This is a genomic window from Pseudacidobacterium ailaaui, assembly GCF_000688455.1.
Lineage (GTDB): Bacteria > Acidobacteriota > Terriglobia > Terriglobales > Acidobacteriaceae > Pseudacidobacterium > Pseudacidobacterium ailaaui.
Genome location: NZ_JIAL01000001.1, coordinates 2116743 through 2132045, shown reverse-complemented (window position 1 = coordinate 2132045; position 15303 = coordinate 2116743). Strand labels below are relative to the sequence as shown.

At 59.6% G+C, this 15303-nt stretch carries 16 protein-coding genes; 6 read left to right on the top strand and 10 right to left on the bottom strand.

All coding sequences use genetic code 11. The features are described 5' to 3' along the window. Positions 1 to 193: 193 nt before the first annotated feature. Together metH and nuoI are read right to left on the bottom strand one after the other, a co-directional pair. Positions 194 to 3685 (bottom strand): methionine synthase, encoded by a 3492-nt coding sequence (gene metH / locus N655_RS0109450; protein WP_026442793.1) that lies wholly within the window; start codon positions 3683 to 3685, stop codon positions 194 to 196. A gap of 173 nt (positions 3686 to 3858) precedes the next feature. Further along, complete coding sequence (gene nuoI / locus N655_RS0109445) at positions 3859 to 4353, bottom strand: NADH-quinone oxidoreductase subunit NuoI (protein WP_026442792.1); 495 nt, start codon at positions 4351 to 4353, stop codon at positions 3859 to 3861. Between the two features lie 153 nt (positions 4354 to 4506). Between nuoI and N655_RS0109440 the strand changes: the two genes are divergently transcribed. From N655_RS0109440 to N655_RS0109430, 3 genes are all read left to right on the top strand, one after another. Continuing rightward, the gene (locus N655_RS0109440; RefSeq protein WP_026442791.1) at positions 4507 to 4983 is read left to right on the top strand and encodes a molybdopterin-dependent oxidoreductase; all 477 of its coding nucleotides are present in this window, start codon (positions 4507 to 4509) and stop codon (positions 4981 to 4983) included. A gap of 145 nt (positions 4984 to 5128) precedes the next feature. Beyond that, complete coding sequence (locus N655_RS0109435) at positions 5129 to 6187, top strand: sensor domain-containing diguanylate cyclase (protein WP_026442790.1); 1059 nt, start codon at positions 5129 to 5131, stop codon at positions 6185 to 6187. 104 nt (positions 6188 to 6291) lie between these two features. Further along, on the top strand, positions 6292 to 6630 hold the full coding sequence (locus N655_RS0109430; protein WP_026442789.1) for a phage holin family protein: 339 nt from the start codon (positions 6292 to 6294) through the stop codon (positions 6628 to 6630). Between the two features lie 13 nt (positions 6631 to 6643). On the opposite strand, the gene N655_RS0109425 is transcribed toward N655_RS0109430, so the two are convergent. From N655_RS0109425 to N655_RS18215, 4 genes are all read right to left on the bottom strand, one after another. Beyond that, the gene (locus N655_RS0109425; RefSeq protein WP_026442788.1) at positions 6644 to 6889 is read right to left on the bottom strand and encodes a hypothetical protein; all 246 of its coding nucleotides are present in this window, start codon (positions 6887 to 6889) and stop codon (positions 6644 to 6646) included. Between the two features lie 14 nt (positions 6890 to 6903). Next, entirely contained in the window at positions 6904 to 7113 is a 210-nt protein-coding gene (locus N655_RS0109420) for a hypothetical protein (protein WP_026442787.1), read from the bottom strand. Then, positions 7110 to 7691 (bottom strand): RNA polymerase sigma factor, encoded by a 582-nt coding sequence (locus N655_RS0109415; protein ID WP_044934348.1) that lies wholly within the window; start codon positions 7689 to 7691, stop codon positions 7110 to 7112. Before N655_RS0109415 ends, N655_RS0109420 begins: the two co-directional genes overlap by 4 nt. 72 nt (positions 7692 to 7763) lie before the next feature. Continuing rightward, positions 7764 to 8489, bottom strand: a complete 726-nt coding sequence (locus N655_RS18215; protein ID WP_044934345.1) for a hypothetical protein — start codon at positions 8487 to 8489, stop codon at positions 7764 to 7766. Between the two features lie 137 nt (positions 8490 to 8626). Here N655_RS18215 and N655_RS0109405 point away from each other — a divergent pair, with 137 nt between their 5' ends. Beyond that, complete coding sequence (locus N655_RS0109405; RefSeq protein WP_162173533.1) at positions 8627 to 9448, top strand: phosphatase PAP2 family protein; 822 nt, start codon at positions 8627 to 8629, stop codon at positions 9446 to 9448. Positions 9449 to 9457: 9 nt separating this feature from the next. On the opposite strand, the gene N655_RS0109400 is transcribed toward N655_RS0109405, so the two are convergent. Further along, positions 9458 to 9796 (bottom strand): histidine triad nucleotide-binding protein, encoded by a 339-nt coding sequence (locus tag N655_RS0109400; RefSeq protein WP_026442784.1) that lies wholly within the window; start codon positions 9794 to 9796, stop codon positions 9458 to 9460. 69 nt (positions 9797 to 9865) lie between these two features. Here N655_RS0109400 and N655_RS0109395 point away from each other — a divergent pair, with 69 nt between their 5' ends. Both N655_RS0109395 and N655_RS18210 read left to right on the top strand, forming a co-directional pair. Then, positions 9866 to 10534, top strand: coding sequence for a DsbA family protein (locus tag N655_RS0109395; RefSeq protein ID WP_026442783.1), 669 nt, complete (start codon positions 9866 to 9868; stop codon positions 10532 to 10534). A 129-nt stretch (positions 10535 to 10663) separates the two neighbouring features. Beyond that, a complete protein-coding gene (locus tag N655_RS18210; protein WP_044934343.1) occupies positions 10664 to 10966 on the top strand; it encodes an FmdB family zinc ribbon protein in 303 nt (100 codons plus the stop codon). Between the two features lie 72 nt (positions 10967 to 11038). Here the strand turns inward: N655_RS18210 and N655_RS0109385 are convergent, their stop codons facing one another. The 3 genes from N655_RS0109385 to purL form a co-directional block, all read right to left on the bottom strand. Next, positions 11039 to 11308, bottom strand: a complete 270-nt coding sequence (locus N655_RS0109385) for a DUF6496 domain-containing protein (RefSeq protein WP_026442782.1) — start codon at positions 11306 to 11308, stop codon at positions 11039 to 11041. A gap of 63 nt (positions 11309 to 11371) precedes the next feature. After that, complete coding sequence (purF, locus tag N655_RS0109380) at positions 11372 to 12835, bottom strand: amidophosphoribosyltransferase (protein ID WP_044935646.1); 1464 nt, start codon at positions 12833 to 12835, stop codon at positions 11372 to 11374. 35 nt (positions 12836 to 12870) lie between these two features. Then, positions 12871 to 15207, bottom strand: coding sequence for a phosphoribosylformylglycinamidine synthase subunit PurL (gene purL, locus N655_RS0109375; RefSeq protein WP_044934341.1), 2337 nt, complete (start codon positions 15205 to 15207; stop codon positions 12871 to 12873). Positions 15208 to 15303: the final 96 nt, after the last annotated feature.

Below are 15303 nucleotides of genomic sequence, written 5' to 3'. Positions count from 1 at the left end.
GGTATCCAATAGCTGGGCTGGATGAACGTTTTGGCACTTCACCCTGGATGATCCGACCTCATCAGCACTCCCCCACTGAAGGCATGGAGACGCAAAGGACCGGGCACGGCACCTTCATGCAAAGGAGCTTGCTTTCGCCAAGCAGATCGGCAGCGGAAGCTTGGAGTGGAGCACCCAAAGCTCCCTGACCATGCTAGACGACGAAGTATTTGGCCTGCGGATGATGGACGATGATGGCGTTGGTGCTCTGCTCCGGTTCGAGGTGGAAGCCTTCGGTGAGGCGGACGCCGATGTTCTTTTCCGGCTCAAGAAGGTCGAAGATTTTGGTCTGGTCTTCGAGGTTGGGGCAGGCCGGGTACCCGAAAGAGTAGCGCGATCCGCGATATTTCTGGTGGAAGAGGTCTTTGATCTTCGGGGAGTCCTCGCCGGCAATGCCAAGCTCCTGGCGGATGAGCTTGTGGGCCAGTTCGGCCAAGGCCTCGGCGGTTTCCACGCTCAGGCCGTGGACATAAAGGTAACGGGTGAAGTCGCCGGCTTCAAACAGCTCTTTGGTGACCTGGCTGGCGCGGTCGCCGATGGTGACTACGGAGAAGCCGACGACATCGAAACGGCCCGAATCCTTGGGCAGGAAGAAGTCGGCAATGGACAGCTTGCGGCCATCACGCTGGCGCGGAAAGGTGATGCGCAGGCGCTCTTTGGGCGTACTGGTGGTGGGGTCCACCGGGGCATAGACGACGAGATCGTTGCCATCGGCCTGGGCGGGGAAGAAACCGTAGACGAGTTTTGGATGGAACCAGTCTTTGGACTTGATCTCCTTCTTTAAGTCTTCCAGGATGGGGCGGTACTTTTCCTCAACCAGACGGATGTAATCCGTGGCGGAGGCCGTCTTGAGCTGCCACTGGTTTTTGAAGAGCGCAGTTTCATTGATGTAGGCGAAGACTTCATCGAGGCAGAAGTCTTTTTTGACGCGCACACCATAGAAGGGCGGCGTGGGCACGTCGGGAGCATCGCTGACCCAGGTGGAGCGCGCTGTGCTGACCTCCGCCGGTGCGGCCGCCTCCTCCGTCACGGTAACTTTCGTGAAGACCTTGACGGTCTTGCCGTCTTCCAGGCGCTTTTTGCGGGCCTCTTCGTCTTCGGTGGTGAGGTCGGTCATGACGTGCAGTCCGGCGAAGGCGTCCTCTGCATAGAAAACGGCGGAGGAGTATTCGCGGCGCAGGTCGTCCTCAACATACTTACGGGTGAGGGCGGCACCTCCGCAGATGACGGGCGTTTCCATGGCAAGGCGTTCCAGGTCCTGGATGACGTACTTCATCTCCAGAGTGGACTTGACGAGCAGGCCGCTGAGTCCGATGGCGTCGGCATGATGCTCCTGCGCGGCCTTGATGATGGCGTCGGCCGGCTGCTTGATGCCCAGGTTGACGACCTTAAAGCCGTTATTGGAGAGAATGATGTCCACAAGGTTCTTGCCGATGTCGTGGACGTCGCCCTTGACGGTGGCAAGGACGATGGTCCCTTTCTGCGCACCTTCCATCTTTTCCATCTTCGGCTCAAGATAGGCGACAGCGGCCTTCATGGTGGCGGCCGAATCGAGCACTGAAGGAAGCTGCATCTTGCGTGCACCGAAGAGGTCGCCGACGGTCTTCATGCCATCCAGCAGGACGGTGTTGATGAGGTCCAATGGCGTATAGGTTTCCAGCGCTTTTTCAAGCACCTCTTCGAGCGTCTGCTTGGCGCTGCCCTGGCCGATAGAGCGCTCGCCGCGAATGATCAGCTGCTTGAGCTTTTCTTCCGTGCTGAGGGACTCGATGGCGACCTCTTCGCTGGCGGCAGCGCTCTTGTCGAGTCCGCTGAAGTGGGCCATGTAGACCTGAAGCGGGTCACCCTCGGATTCATCGCGGAAGATCAACCTGCGGGCAAGTTCAACCTCGCGCTCGGGGATCTTGTAGAGAGGGTAAATCTTCGAGTAGTTGACGATGGCAGCGTCGAGTCCGCGGTCTACGGCCTCCTTGAGAAAGACGCTGTTGAGCACACGTCGGGCGTAGGCACTGAGGCCGAAGCTGATGTTGCTGACGCCAAGGATGGTCTTGGCCTCGGGCAGCTCCTGCTTGATGCGGCGCACGGCCTCAAGCGTCTCCATTCCGGCGGTGCGGTACTCTTCCTGCCCGGTGGAGATGGGCAGGGTGAGTGGATCAAAGATCAGGTCAATGCCGCGCAGGCCGTATTTCTTTGTGGCCAGGTCATAGATGCGTTTGGCGATGGCGACCTTCTTGTCGGCGGTGAGCGCCATGCCCTCCTCATCAATGGTGAGCGCCACCACGGCCGCTCCATAGCGGCGCGCCATAGGCAGCACCTTGCTGGTGCGCTTTTCCCCGTCCTCAAGATTGATGGAGTTAATGACGGGCTTGCCGGGGATGCGCTTCAGGGCCTCCTCAATGACGTCGGCCTCGGTCGAGTCCACCACAATCGGAGCGGGGACGCGGGTGGCGATCTTCTCAAGCACCGCGTTCATGTAGCCTTTTTCATCTTCGCCCACGATGGCGCAGCAGAGGTCGAGCATCTGGGACCCCTCAGCAGCCAGGCGCTTGGCCAAGGCCAGGATGCCGTCGTAGTCGCCGGCCCGCACCATGTCACGGAAGTGTGCCATGCGTGTGGTGGTGTTCATCTCCTCCGCCACAATGACGGGCTGGCCGTCCACTTCCAGCGGAACGGCGGAGAAGGCGCTGGCGGCGACGGCCTGGGGCCTTACACTTCTGGGGGCCGGCGCGGCATGCTCCACTGCTTCGACGACTGCCCTCAGGTGCGCCGGAGTGGTGCCGCAGCACCCGCCGACAACCTGTACGCCGTATTCGGTGACAAAGCGCTTGTGGTAAGCGGCCAGCTCTTCGGGAGTGAGCTTGTAGACGGCACGTCCGCCCTCGTTCTGCGGCAGACCTGCATTGGGCAGCACGCTGATGGGCCGGGTAGCATTCTGGCAGAGGAAGCGCACAGCATCGTTCATCTCGGCCGGACCGGTGGCGCAGTTCAGGCCGATGATGGCCGGGTCAAAGCATTCAAGGACCGCCAGCGCCGCACCAATCTCCGAGCCGAGAAGCATGGTGCCCGTGGCTTCGAGCGTCACCTGCATCTGGATGGGCAGCTCCCTGCCCATCTTGCGCTGGGCGTCCTGGCAGGCGGCAAGCGCGATCTTGGCCTGGAGGAGGTCCTGACTGGTTTCAATCAGCAGGATGTCCACGCCACCTTCAATGAGCGCCTCGGCCTGCTCGCGATAGGCTTCGGCCATATCGTCGTAAGTGATGTGGCCGAGCGATGGCAGCTTGGTGGTAGGACCGATGGAGCCGGCAACGAAACGCGGCTTTTCCGGGGTAGTAAACTGCAGGGCGACTTCTTTGGCCAGTTTTGCGGCGGCAATGTTCAGCTCGCGGGTCTTGTCCTGAAGATCGTACTCGGCCAGGACGATGCGCGTGGAGCCGAAGCTGTCGGTCTCAACCACATCGCAGCCCACCTCAAAAAAACTGGCATGGATGCTGCGGATGATGTCCGGACGGCTGAGGACGAGCAGCTCATTGCAGCCCTCTTTACCCCAGTAGTCGTCTACGGTGGGCGCATGGGCCTGGATGTTGGTGCCCATGGCGCCGTCGTAGACGATGACGCGCTCTTTCAGGATGTCAAGAAAAGTGGCCATGTTCGCTGTGCGTTGTCATACCGGACGGTTTCTTGTCCGGACCTTTTGCCGTCTGGTTCCCCGGTCTTCTTTCAAAACGGGGCCCTGAAGGCCCGCATCCATGTTAATGGCTCGGGAACGGAGAAGAGGAGCCGTCTTCAGGCAAGCGGCATTTTGGGGGGCGGAATGGCGCTTTACTTCACCGAATCCGAGTGGGCAGCCAGCTCGCCGGGCATACCGACGGCCGGCACCAGCATGTCCTCTTTCCGCATGACGAGGTTGGTGGCGTTCAGGCTGGCCAACTCAAAGCCGTGTCCGTGGGTGATGGCGTCGGTGGGGCAGGCCTCGACGCAGTATCCGCAAAAGATACAGCGGTTGTAATCAATGTTGTAGACCTTGGCGTAGCGCTCGGAGCTGGAGATGCGGTTTTCGGCGGTGTTCTCGGCGGCCTCAATGTAGATACAGTTGGAGGGGCAGGCGGCCGCGCAGAGAAAACAGGCGACGCACTTTTCCAGGCCGTTTTCGTCGCGCTGGAGCACATGCGCTCCGCGGAAGCGGTCCTGCAGGACAGCGCCGCGCGTGGGGCCGGGGCCGTCGGGGTAGTTTTCTACCTCGGTCGGCTGGAACATCTCCTTAAAGGTGATGCTCATTCCCTTGCTGATGGCCGCGATGTTGCGCACGATGGACATGCTTCTAGTATAGAGCCAAGCAGCGGCGACCGGAAAAGCGCTGCACGAAAAAGCGGCAGAGAAAGTCCTTGGGAGTGCCGGCAAAAGCAAGGAGACTGGTACAAGACTCGTTTATGATTCTAGTTGTCGATTTCCTGCCCCAGGATGGCCCTGATGCGAACACCTTTGCTTCTGCTCTGGATCAGCGTGGTTTCCCTTTCACTCTGCGCGCAAACGCTCAGAGTGCAGAATGGCAGCCAGCAGGCGTCTTTTTCCAGGGAATCGCTGCAATCTCTTCCTCATCAAACGGTCACCGTGCACGATCCCCATACGAACCAGGACGAAACGTACTCCGGCGTGCCGCTGATAGAGCTATTGAAGCAGGTGGGCGCCCCGACAGGGCACGAGGTGCGGGGCAAGGTGCTTTCGCAATATGTGGTGGCAACGGGATCGGACGGCTACAAGGCAATCCTGGCGCTGGCCGAAGCTGAGCCTGATTTTCATCCCGGCGATGTGATTGTGGCCGATACGATGGACGGAAAACCTCTGGACGCAAAGATTGGCCCATTCCGTCTAGTGGTCTCCGAAGACAGGCGTCCTGCGCGGTCGGTCCGCAACCTGGTTTCTGTGGAGCTGAAGTCCGACAAGTAAGGAAACCGGGTGGCCGAGCCACCTGTGTGCGCACCTTGCGGATCCAACAGGCCACAAAATAGCTGTTTTTCTTTTGCCTCAGGCGCGATACCCTTATAGAGCATCCCCCGGCGCACGATTGATTCCTGAGGAGCAGTATCTCTCCATGCAGGCCCAAGGCCTCAACGAGCAATTCAACTATACCCAGGCCATGGAGCAACTGGTGGATGTGATTCAACAGCTTTCCCTGGCCCGCGACCTGGACCGAATTCTGGAGATTGTACGGCAGGCGGCCCGCAAGCTCACGGGGGCCGATGGGGCAACCTTTGTGTTCCGCGAAGGAGACCAGTGCCACTATGTCGACGAAGAGGCCATTGGTCCTCTATGGAAGGGGTCGCGATTTCCGATGAGCGCCTGCATCAGTGGATGGGTGATGCTGAAGCGCCAAGCCGTCATCGTTCCTGACATCTTTGAGGACCCCCGCATTCCCCAGGAGGCCTATCGCCCTACGTTTGTGCGCAGTCTGGCCATGGTCCCGATTCGCACTCTGGACCCTCTGGGTGCGATCGGCGCATACTGGGCGCAACCTTACAGACCCTCCGAAGGCCAGGTCAGGGTCTTGCAGGCGCTGGCCGACACGACGGCCGTGGCCCTTGAAAATGTACGGATCTACTCCAGCCTGGAAAAACAAGTCTTGGAGCGCACGGCGGAGCTGAGAACAGCCAATGAAAAGATCCAGCAGCTTCTGCTGATTGATGATCTGACCGGGCTGTACAACCGGCGTGGATTCATGGTCCTGGCAACGAAGCTGCTTTCCGTCGCGCGGCGATCCAGAAGTTTCTCCTGGGTCCTGTATGCGGACCTCGATAATCTGAAGCAGACCAATGATGCTTTTGGCCATGACGCTGGAGACCGCCTGCTATGGACCGCGGCCCAGGTGCTGCGCGAGGTCGCCCGCGAATCCGATGTGGTCGCGCGCATTGGAGGCGATGAATTTGCTATTTTTGGGACCGGGGAGCAAGGCCCGGACGAGATCCAGCAGAGGATCCGCACTGCACTGGATCAATACAGTGCCGCTGGCAACGGAAGCATCCATCTTTCCCTGAGCACGGGTACCGCAATTTGTGAAACCGATGAGCGTACTTCTCTAGAGGACCTTCTGAACCGCGCGGACCAGGCCATGTACACGGACAAACGACACCGCAGCGGAAAACACATCGTTTAGCCCCGGTTTTGCATCCTCTGTATCAGTCCTGCACGGCTTTTCTGGGAAGGCCTCCGCAGGCTACGCTGATACAGGCCACTTCGGCCAGAGGGAAGTACACTGGAATGCTGCATTTGTTGCTGAGATGGTTTCTTGATGCTTTGTGTCTGCTGATTGTGGCCTGGCTGGTGCCCGGCTTCAGGGTGCTGAATCTGCCCTCCGCGCTGATTGCGGTGATTGTGATTGGCCTTCTGAATGTCACTCTGGGATTTTTTCTGAAGCTCATTACACTGCCGCTGGGGATCCTTACGCTGGGGCTGTTCTTTCTGGTCATCAATGCGTTGATTCTGAAGATGGCCAGCGCCGTGGTTCCGGGCTTCCAGGTGAACAGCTTTGGAGCAGCATTCATCGGCGCAGCCGCACTGGCCGTACTGCACATGATCTTCGAGGCCCTGTCGAACTAGTGTGCCGAAGACCTCAGGGCCGGTGTCCCGGCGATTCCGGAACCAGGACGCCAGCGGGTTTGTGGGCATCCTTACGGACGAGTGCCCTTCCGCTGCCTACCTTGCGTTCCGAACGGGCACGGTTGTTGCCGGGGGCTACGATCGGCTGGGGAGAGATCCGGGCACCGGAGGCGGCTCCCATGCCAGTGTCCGGCGCAGCCAGATGAATTCCCGCCGGAGGCACCGCGCCTTCCAGCGCCCGCTGGCGCGAATGCTGCACGCTTCCTGCCACGATCAGGGCACATCCGGCCACAGCGGCCAAGGCAGCAAAGACCGGCCGGGGACCCGAAAAAATTGGCGCAGACGGAACGAGGGTCTTTTCTTCATCCGCATGGATTCAAGCTCCAGGCGGACGCGGACACGGTCTTCCAGGCCCGGTGGCGGCTGTACACGGGTAACGCGGCAAAGCGCCGCATCCAGTTTTTTTTCCAGGTCCGATTTCATTGGCCACCTCTTTCTCTGGCCAGAAGCAAAGCCAGTTCCTTGCGAGCGCGAAAGATCCGGGAACGGATGGAAGATTCCGTTGTGGAGCAGATGGATGCAATTTCCGCAGTGGACAACTCTTCCACAGCGGAGAGCAGCAGCGCCTGACGCTCTTTGTCCGGAAGACGGTCAATCAGGTCCAGGATCCGGGCACACTCCTGCGAGGAAATGACCTCATCTTCGGCGAGGCGCTCGGTTGCCGTCAGCTGCCGCGCGTGATCGTCAAGGTCTTCGGTTTCCGGACGTGTTTTGGCGCGGCGCTTACGGTCCAGGGCCAGGTTCCAGGCAATCCGCACAAGCCAGACACGCGGGTCACGGATTTCCCGGACCTTTTCCTGGTGCCTGAGTACACGCAGGAAGGTGTCCTGCACAATGTCTTCGGCTTCCGCCGCATTGCGCGTAACAGAAAAGGCCACACGATAGAGCATCGTCGCATATTCTGCGACGAGCGAGGTGATGACTGCTCCTGTATCTTCCTGAGTATTCAATACAGGTTGAGTGTAAAACCAGACAGCGGCCTGTGCCTCAAGCGTACTCATCTTCTTCTATGTAAGAAGACGCGGCAGGACAGGCCTGCGCTCAAAAACGGAACGGAGCAGAGACAGACCCGGTCATTGCTGAGGTACGGCCACGGCGCCCTGGAGCTTCTGTGCCGCGATTTGCCCGGCGGCCGTGCCCTTGTCCTGGTCCTTGATCTCCGCATAGAGCTTCTTTGCCTCTTCCGGCCGGGTGGACTCATAGAGGGCGGCAAGCTGGAGCTTGGCAAGGCTGGCCGGGACCACGGTAGTCGGCTTTGCGATCAACTGCTGATACAACTGGATGGCCTCAGCATCGCGTCCCGTCTGGTGATCAATGCCCGCCAGAGCGAGCCGGGCCAGAGAGGCCACGTTGGCGTCATGGGAAGCAGCAGCTTTTTTCAGCTCCTCCTCGCCGGTCGAGGACTGACCCATGTCCAGGGCCGCCATTCCGGCCAGGTAGCGGGCATTGGCGCCGACGGCAAACCATCCATACTGGTTGGCCACTTGCTCAAAAAGAGGATAGGCCGCCTTTGCTCTTTCCGCAGCGGAAGCATAGGTCTTGACGCCGGGTTCGGCGGGCTGTCCGGGTTGGGCCAGTGGAGTGGTATAGATGTCCATGGCCTGCCCAAATAGCAGTTGCGCACGCTCCGAGCGGTGATTGTAAAGCACCAGACCGGCAAAAAAGAGGCCCACAAGGACCACCACCACGATGGAGGTCCGGATGACGGTGGCACGGTGCTCTTCCAGCCAGGAAAGGCTGGTAGCGGTTGCCTGTACGAAACTGTCCTGTTTGAGCGCGTGACGTGTCTGTGTATCCACTCGGTCCTTAAGAAATCCTTCTGGGCAGGAAACATCGCAGGCAATCGCAGAGAAAGGGCTGCCTGCGTAGATACATGAAGTCTACCAGCGGGAAATCCGGGGGGTCAAACCCGCCCCGTGATACTCTCAAATTTTCTATGAATTTCAGGATTTTCGCGCTGCTTGCCGGCCTGGGCTGGGCAAGCGCTCTGCTTGCCCAGCAGCAGGGCGATGACTGCTCTCTGCACCATCTGAAACCATGCGTGGTCCATGTGGCGCAGGACGAACTGGGCATCGTGACCAGTCCTTTCCGCATGGACCGTGCAGACCTGCTATGGATTGCGCCCTTCGGGATGGCAACCGGGCTTTCGATCGACTATGACGCGCACATGATGCGGGAGCTGGGCGTGCATCCGGACCGCGAGGACAAATTCAAGAAGTTTTCTGACGTTGCGGGCCTTTACGGGCCGACAGCGGCGCCCGTGATTGGATATTTTGTAGGTGCGGGAACGCACAATGACTACCTGCAGGAGTCGTCTGTTTTGGCCGGCGAGGCCACCCTGGACGCGGTCCTGCTGAACGAGGGACTGAAGTACGCCATCGACCGTGAGCGGCCCAACCAGGGCGATGGCACCGGGCGCTTCTGGCCGCATGGAACGCGCACCTGGCCCGACGGACAGTCCATGCCCTCAAACCACTGCATGGTGGCATGGTCCTTTGCCCGGATTGTGGCCGGGCAGTACAACACGCCAGCCACGAAAATCGCCGTTTACTCATTGGCTACGGCGGTCTCGGCCTCACGCGTGCTCGCGCGCGAACACTTCCCTTCAGACGTGATTGTTGGGAGCACCTTCGGATATCTGATTGGCGACTACGTCTTTCGACACCGGTCGCGCGAAGCCAGCCTCTTCTCGCTCTCGGCAGTGAATACGGCCGGCGGACGCGCGATGCAGCTCAATATCAACCTGGGCCGGCGGTAGGACTTCTGGCTAGCCCGGGGGCCAGTGCATCTGGCGACCGCCAAGTAGATGCAGATGTAGGTGGGAGACGGTCTGCCCGCCTTCCGGGCCGGTATTCATGACCGTGCGATAACCTTTGTCCAGACCATGTTCCTGGGCGAGCCGGGCCGCTGTGGCCTGAAGATGCCCCAGCAGCGACGCGTCGGCCTCCGTCGTCTGCGCCAGCGATGGGATGTGCTTTTTGGGCACAAGCAGAAGGTGGACCGGGGCGCGCGGATCAATATCGGCAAAGGCGTAAATCTGCTCATCCTCATACGCCTTCTTTGAGGGGACGGCCCCGGCGACAATCTGGCAGAAGATGCAATCCATGCCCACAGAATAGCGCAGGCGGAGAAGCGTATGGCGTCTCCGTTAAAATAGAGGGTACAGGCTTCTTTTATGCGATTCAGACACAGAACATGGGCCGCTCTGTTTGCGGCGCTTCTGGCCATTGTTCCGGCCAGAGCGCAGTTCTCCAATCCACAGACGGAAACAACGCCGGTGCACAATGCAAAGGCGCTGCGTCCGCCCGCAGGGGCGAGGGTGGCGATCTATGAATTTGAGGACATGGAGTGTCCGGATTGCGCACGCGCGAACCCGCTGTTGAAGGAGGCCGCGGCGAAATACCACATCCCCTGGGTGCGGCATGACTTTCCGCTGCCCTTCCACACCTGGAGCTTTGATGCCGCCGTTGATGCGCGCTGGTTTGACACGAAGTCGAAGAAGCTGGGTGATGAATTCCGGGATGCGGTCTTTGCCAATCAGCCAAGCATTACTACGCAGGACGACCTGCGCAACTTCGCCCAGAAATTCGCGCAGCAGCACAATCTGGCGTTTCCTTTTGCCGTAGACCCCCAGGGCAAACTGGCCGCGCTGGTCAAGGCCGACTATGATCTCGGCCAAAGCATCGGCATCCAGCACACGCCAACGATCTGGATTGTGACCAATAAGACCAGCGGCACTCCATTTGTGGAGGTCGTCGACCGCAGCCGCTTGTATGAGCTGATTGACCAGGCGCTGGCTGAAACGAAAAACGAAGCCGCTACACGCCATTCCGGCGGGAAGTGAGATTCTATTTGCCCTTTCGCAAAATGGACGAAAGAGGCACCCGAGTTTGCTGAATGGGGCAACCAAACAGGTCCTGCTTCATTCGCGCATCAAAATACATTACGGACGATTGTGTGAGGAGTAAGAAACGTGCCTTTGTATGAATATCAATGCAATGCCTGCGGGCATGTTTTTGAGAAAATCAAGAGCTTCAGCGATCCCGAGGAAAAAGAATGCCCGGTGTGCAAGGGGCAAGTGGAACGTCTGCTCTCTGCCCCGGCCGTGCAGTTTAAAGGCTCCGGATGGTATGTGACCGACTACGCCGGAAAAAATGGAAGCGGCAAGCGCTCCAATACAAATACAACGGACAGCAGTGCTTCTGCAGAGAAGCCTGCGGCGGCCGGGTCTGAAAAGAGTACCTCCTCGACGGCGCCCTCGACAAAGAACGATTAAAGACCCTCCATGTGCACCTGCCGGACACAGAGTGCGGGTGCACCGCTTCTTTCTCTCTTCTTGCTGAGGAGACTATTTTTGCGCAGATTTCTTCTTGGCGCTGGAGTTCTTCTTTGAGGGGCCCTTCTTTGTGCTTGCCTTTTTGGCCGGGGCGGGCACCTTGGCCCCCTTCTTCCTCGCTTCAGAAAGACCGATGGCAATGGCCTGTTTGGGGTCAGTGACTTTCTTTCCGCTGCGGCCGCTCTTCAGCTTGCCCTCTTTCATGGCGCGCATCTCACGCTCGACCGATCTTGAGGCCGCCGGACTGTACTTTCTGCTGCCGGACTTCTTTTTTGCTGGCATCCCATGCACCTCCAAGTGTGTGGGAAGGCAGGAAGCGAACAAAGGTTGCGCGGCCGGGCAGCGTTATCTGGACGCTGCCGCCGGCAGGACCTCCTGGACATCCACCCAGCTTGTTGGATATTCGCCGGTATAACAGGCAACGCAGAAGCGGTTGCCCTCGCCGCCATCGCAGGCCTTTTGTAACCCAGGCAGCGACAAATAGGCAAGCGAGTCGGCCTCAATAAACTGGCGGATCTCTTCGATGGAGTTGTTGGCTGCAATCAGCTCTTTTTTGCGCGGAGTGTCTACGCCATAAAAACAGGGCGAGGTGGTCGGCGGACAACTGATGCGCATATGGACTTCCTTTGCACCCGCCGCACGCACCATACGCACGATTTTGCGGCTGGTGGTGCCGCGAATGATGGAGTCATCAATCAGGATGATGCGCTTGCCCTCAAGCAAATTGCGCACCGGATTCAGCTTGAGCTTTACGCCGAAGTCGCGCACGCGCTGCTCAGGCTCGATAAAGGTACGCCCGACGTAGTGGTTGCGAATCAGCCCGAAGCGAAACGGGATGCCGCTTTCGGCCGCATAGCCGATGGCCGCAGTCACACCGCTGTCCGGAACGGGAACGACCAGGTCGGCCTCTACGTGTGATTCGCGCGCCAGCTGGCGGCCCATCTCTTCGCGGCTCTCCTGCACCCAGCGGTTGTAGATTTTGCTGTCCGGTCGCGCAAAGTAGACGTGCTCAAAGATGCAGCTTGACTGCGGAATTCCGCTGGCATACTGGACGGAAGTCACGCCGTCTTTTGTGACCATGACCAGCTCGCCTGGCTTCACGTCGCGCTCAAACTTTGCGCGCAGCAGGTCGAAGGCGCAGGTCTCGGAGGCAAAGACAATCGTGTCCGGCCCGTCCGGGTTCTCGATGCGGCCCATCGAAAGCGGGCGGAAACCGCGCGGATCGCGGGCGGCAAAGATGCGGTCGCGCGTCATCATCACGATGGAGAAGGCGCCGTCGACCTGACGCAACGAGTCGGCGATGGCCTCGACCAGCGTGCTGGCTTTGGAATGCGCGATGAGCTGGACAATGATTTCCGAATCACTGGTGGTCTGGAAGAATGCGCCTTCGCGCTCCAGCTTTGCACGCACATTGCCCAGGTTCACCAGATTGCCATTGTGCGCAATGGCAATGAGGCCCCTGGTGGAGTCCACGCGGATGGGCTGCGCATTCAGCAGCGCCGAGTCGCCGGTGGTAGAGTAGCGCGTGTGGCCAATGGCCATCTCTCCGGTGAGCTTGGAGAGGACTTCTTCCGTGAATATGTCCGCCACCAGCCCCATGCCCTTAATATTGAAGAGATTGGTGCCGTCCGCCGTGGCGATTCCGGCAGATTCCTGCCCGCGATGCTGGAGCGCGTAAAGGCCAAGATATGCCTGACGCGCTGCGTCAGGATGCCCATGGATGGCGACGACGCCGCACTCTTCGCGCAGCTTGTCAGTGCCGCGGGCACGGCAAGACGCAACCTCACCGCCCCTTACTGCGGGCCGCATGATTTCCCCCGGAATGCCTTCGACCATGAGGTGTTTCACGCCAACACCTCTTCGTGCAAGGCAGATTCCAGTGCATGAGACCAGACATGCTGCAACCCGGAAATACGTTCGTCAATCACTGTCATTCCCTGGACCTGGATGCGGAAGCTATCTTTCACGGTTTCCCCAAGATTTGCAACCAGCAATTCAGGGTATTTTCCGACGACTGCCTTGACTTTCTCGACGGAAACCTGCGCACAGGAAACAATCACCTGTGTTGCCGTCTCATGAAATAAGGTCCAGGCAAGCGGAAGGTCCGGAGCCTGCGTAAGCTCTACATGCACGCCGACGCCATTGCCGAATCCGGCTTCTGCGAGCGCGACAGCGATGCCGCCGTCAGAGATGTCGCTGGCTGAATGCAGCAAACCAGCATGGGCCAGTTCAGCGAGGCACTGATGCAGGGCGGCTTCCGCAGCCAGATCCAGCGATGGCGGCGTTCCCCAGACTTCGCCGAGAACCGTCTTGGCATACTCAGATGAGCCAAACTCGCGCAGGCGCTCTTCGCTGGGGGGCAGCTTCGCCCCTGTAATCCACAGCACGGCATCGCCTGCTTGCTTCCATGAAGCAGAAACGGTCTTGGTAATGTCTTCGATCAGGCCAACGATGCCCAGCACAGGGGTCGGATAAATGCCTTCGCCGCGCGTCTCGTTGTATAGCGAGACGTTGCCTCCGGTAATGGGCGTCCCCAGCGCAGTACAGGCCTCCGCGATGCCGTCAATCGCAGCAGAAAGCTGGGCCATGATCTCCGGCTTTTCCGGATTGCCAAAGTTCAGGCAATTCGTGGCTGCAATCGGAGTCGCCCCGGTACAGGCGACTTTGCGGGCGGCTTCCGCAACGGCGTGCTTTGCGCCGAGCGTCGGATTGAGATAACACCAGCGCCCGTTGCCATCGAGCGCCATAGCCAGACCGCGCTTTGTGCCCTTGATGCGCATGACGCCGGCCTCTCCGCCGGGGCCTTGCACCGTGTTGGTCTGTACCATCGAGTCGTACTGCTCATGCACCCAACGCTTGGAGCAGATGTTCGCTGAGGCAAGCAGCGTGCGCAGGTCTGCGGTATAGTCCCGCGATGAAACCTTGTCTTCGTAACCGAGCTTCTCAAACGCGCTTTTCGTCGGCCCTTGTGGAACGGGCGCTTTCCATGTTCCCACTGGACGGTGGTATACCGGAGCGTCATCGGTCAGCGACTGGTTCGGAATGTCTGCGACCAGTTCGCCATGATGCAGGATGCGCAGGCGCGGCTCAGCAATCACGGTGCCGACGATGGTGGCGTCGAGTCCCCATTTGGCAAAGACATCGAGCACTTCCTGTTCGCGGCCCTTGTCGGCCACCAGCAACATGCGCTCCTGCGATTCGCTCAGCATGATCTCGTAGGCCGTCATGCCCGTTTCGCGCTGCGGCACGTGGTCGAGTTCGACTTCCAGGCCTACGCCGCCACGCGCTCCCATCTCGCAGGTGGAACAGGTAAGACCGGCTGCGCCCATGTCCTGAATGCCGACGATGGCGCCTGTTTTCATGGCTTCCAGGCAGGCCTCCAGCAGCAGCTTTTCCATGAACGGGTCGCCAACCTGTACGTTGGGCCGCTTCTGCTCGGAGCCTTCCTTGAACTCCTCGCTGGCCATCGTTGCCCCGTGAATGCCATCGCGCCCGGTCTTGGCCCCCACGTAAATCACAGGATTCCCGATACCGGTCGCTTTGGCATAGAAAATCTCATCGCGCCGGACCAGACCCAGGGCGAAGGCATTGACCAGCGGATTGCCCGAATAGCACTCCTCAAAGCGCGTCTCGCCGCCAAGATTGGGCACGCCGAAGCAGTTGCCGTATCCAGCGATGCCGTGGACCACGCCTTCCAGGATGGAATGGTTTTTGTGGATGGTCTCGCGCGGGGTTTTGCCATCGTCGCGGAGGGGCCCAAAGCGCAGCGAATCCATGACGGCCAGCGGGCGCGCGCCCATGGTAAAGATGTCGCGCAGGATACCTCCCACCCCGGTGGCCGCGCCCTGATACGGCTCAATATAGGAAGGATGGTTATGCGACTCGATCTTGAAGGCGCACGCCCAGCCATCGCCCACGTCAATGATCCCGGCATTCTCGCCCGGGCCCTGCACGACGCGGTCGCTTTTGGTAGGCAGACGCTTCAGGTGCACGCGCGACGACTTGTACGAACAATGCTCGCTCCACATCACCGAGTAAATACCAAGCTCGGTCAGGCTGGGAGTGCGTCCCAGGGCGGCCACAATGCGGTCATATTCTTCCGGAGTGATGCTGTGCTGGGCCAGCAGCTCCGGCGTAACAGTGGCAGCCTGGGGGGCCACAGAAGACGTTTGGGATTTCATGGCGGTTCCAACTCTATTGTCGCATGGAGAGAATGCGCCTGCGGCGGCCGGAAGCTATCAACGCGCCGCGATGCCGGTTAGAATAAAACTTTACCC

What these genes read in the sequence shown, in the direction of transcription:
- nuoI (WP_026442792.1), bottom strand. Translation starts at nt 4,353, where the DNA reads ATGTCCATCGTGCGCAACATCGCGGCCATCAGCAAGGGAATGAGCATC.
- N655_RS0109415 (WP_044934348.1), bottom strand. Translation starts at nt 7,691, where the DNA reads ATGAGTACGCTTGAGGCACAGGCCGCTGTCTGGTTTTACACTCAACCT.
- metH (WP_026442793.1), bottom strand. Translation starts at nt 3,685, where the DNA reads ATGGCCACTTTTCTTGACATCCTGAAAGAGCGCGTCATCGTCTACGAC.
- purF (WP_044935646.1), bottom strand. Translation starts at nt 12,835, where the DNA reads ATGCGGCCCGCAGTAAGGGGCGGTGAGGTTGCGTCTTGCCGTGCCCGC.
- N655_RS0109440 (WP_026442791.1), top strand. Translation starts at nt 4,507, where the DNA reads ATGCGAACACCTTTGCTTCTGCTCTGGATCAGCGTGGTTTCCCTTTCA.
- purL (WP_044934341.1), bottom strand. Translation starts at nt 15,207, where the DNA reads ATGAAATCCCAAACGTCTTCTGTGGCCCCCCAGGCTGCCACTGTTACG.
- N655_RS0109420 (WP_026442787.1), bottom strand. Translation starts at nt 7,113, where the DNA reads ATGAAATCGGACCTGGAAAAAAAACTGGATGCGGCGCTTTGCCGCGTT.
- N655_RS0109400 (WP_026442784.1), bottom strand. Translation starts at nt 9,796, where the DNA reads ATGGATTGCATCTTCTGCCAGATTGTCGCCGGGGCCGTCCCCTCAAAG.
- N655_RS0109435 (WP_026442790.1), top strand. Translation starts at nt 5,129, where the DNA reads ATGCAGGCCCAAGGCCTCAACGAGCAATTCAACTATACCCAGGCCATG.
- N655_RS0109430 (WP_026442789.1), top strand. Translation starts at nt 6,292, where the DNA reads ATGCTGCATTTGTTGCTGAGATGGTTTCTTGATGCTTTGTGTCTGCTG.
- N655_RS0109385 (WP_026442782.1), bottom strand. Translation starts at nt 11,308, where the DNA reads ATGCCAGCAAAAAAGAAGTCCGGCAGCAGAAAGTACAGTCCGGCGGCC.
- N655_RS0109395 (WP_026442783.1), top strand. Translation starts at nt 9,866, where the DNA reads ATGCGATTCAGACACAGAACATGGGCCGCTCTGTTTGCGGCGCTTCTG.
- N655_RS0109405 (WP_162173533.1), top strand. Translation starts at nt 8,627, where the DNA reads ATGAATTTCAGGATTTTCGCGCTGCTTGCCGGCCTGGGCTGGGCAAGC.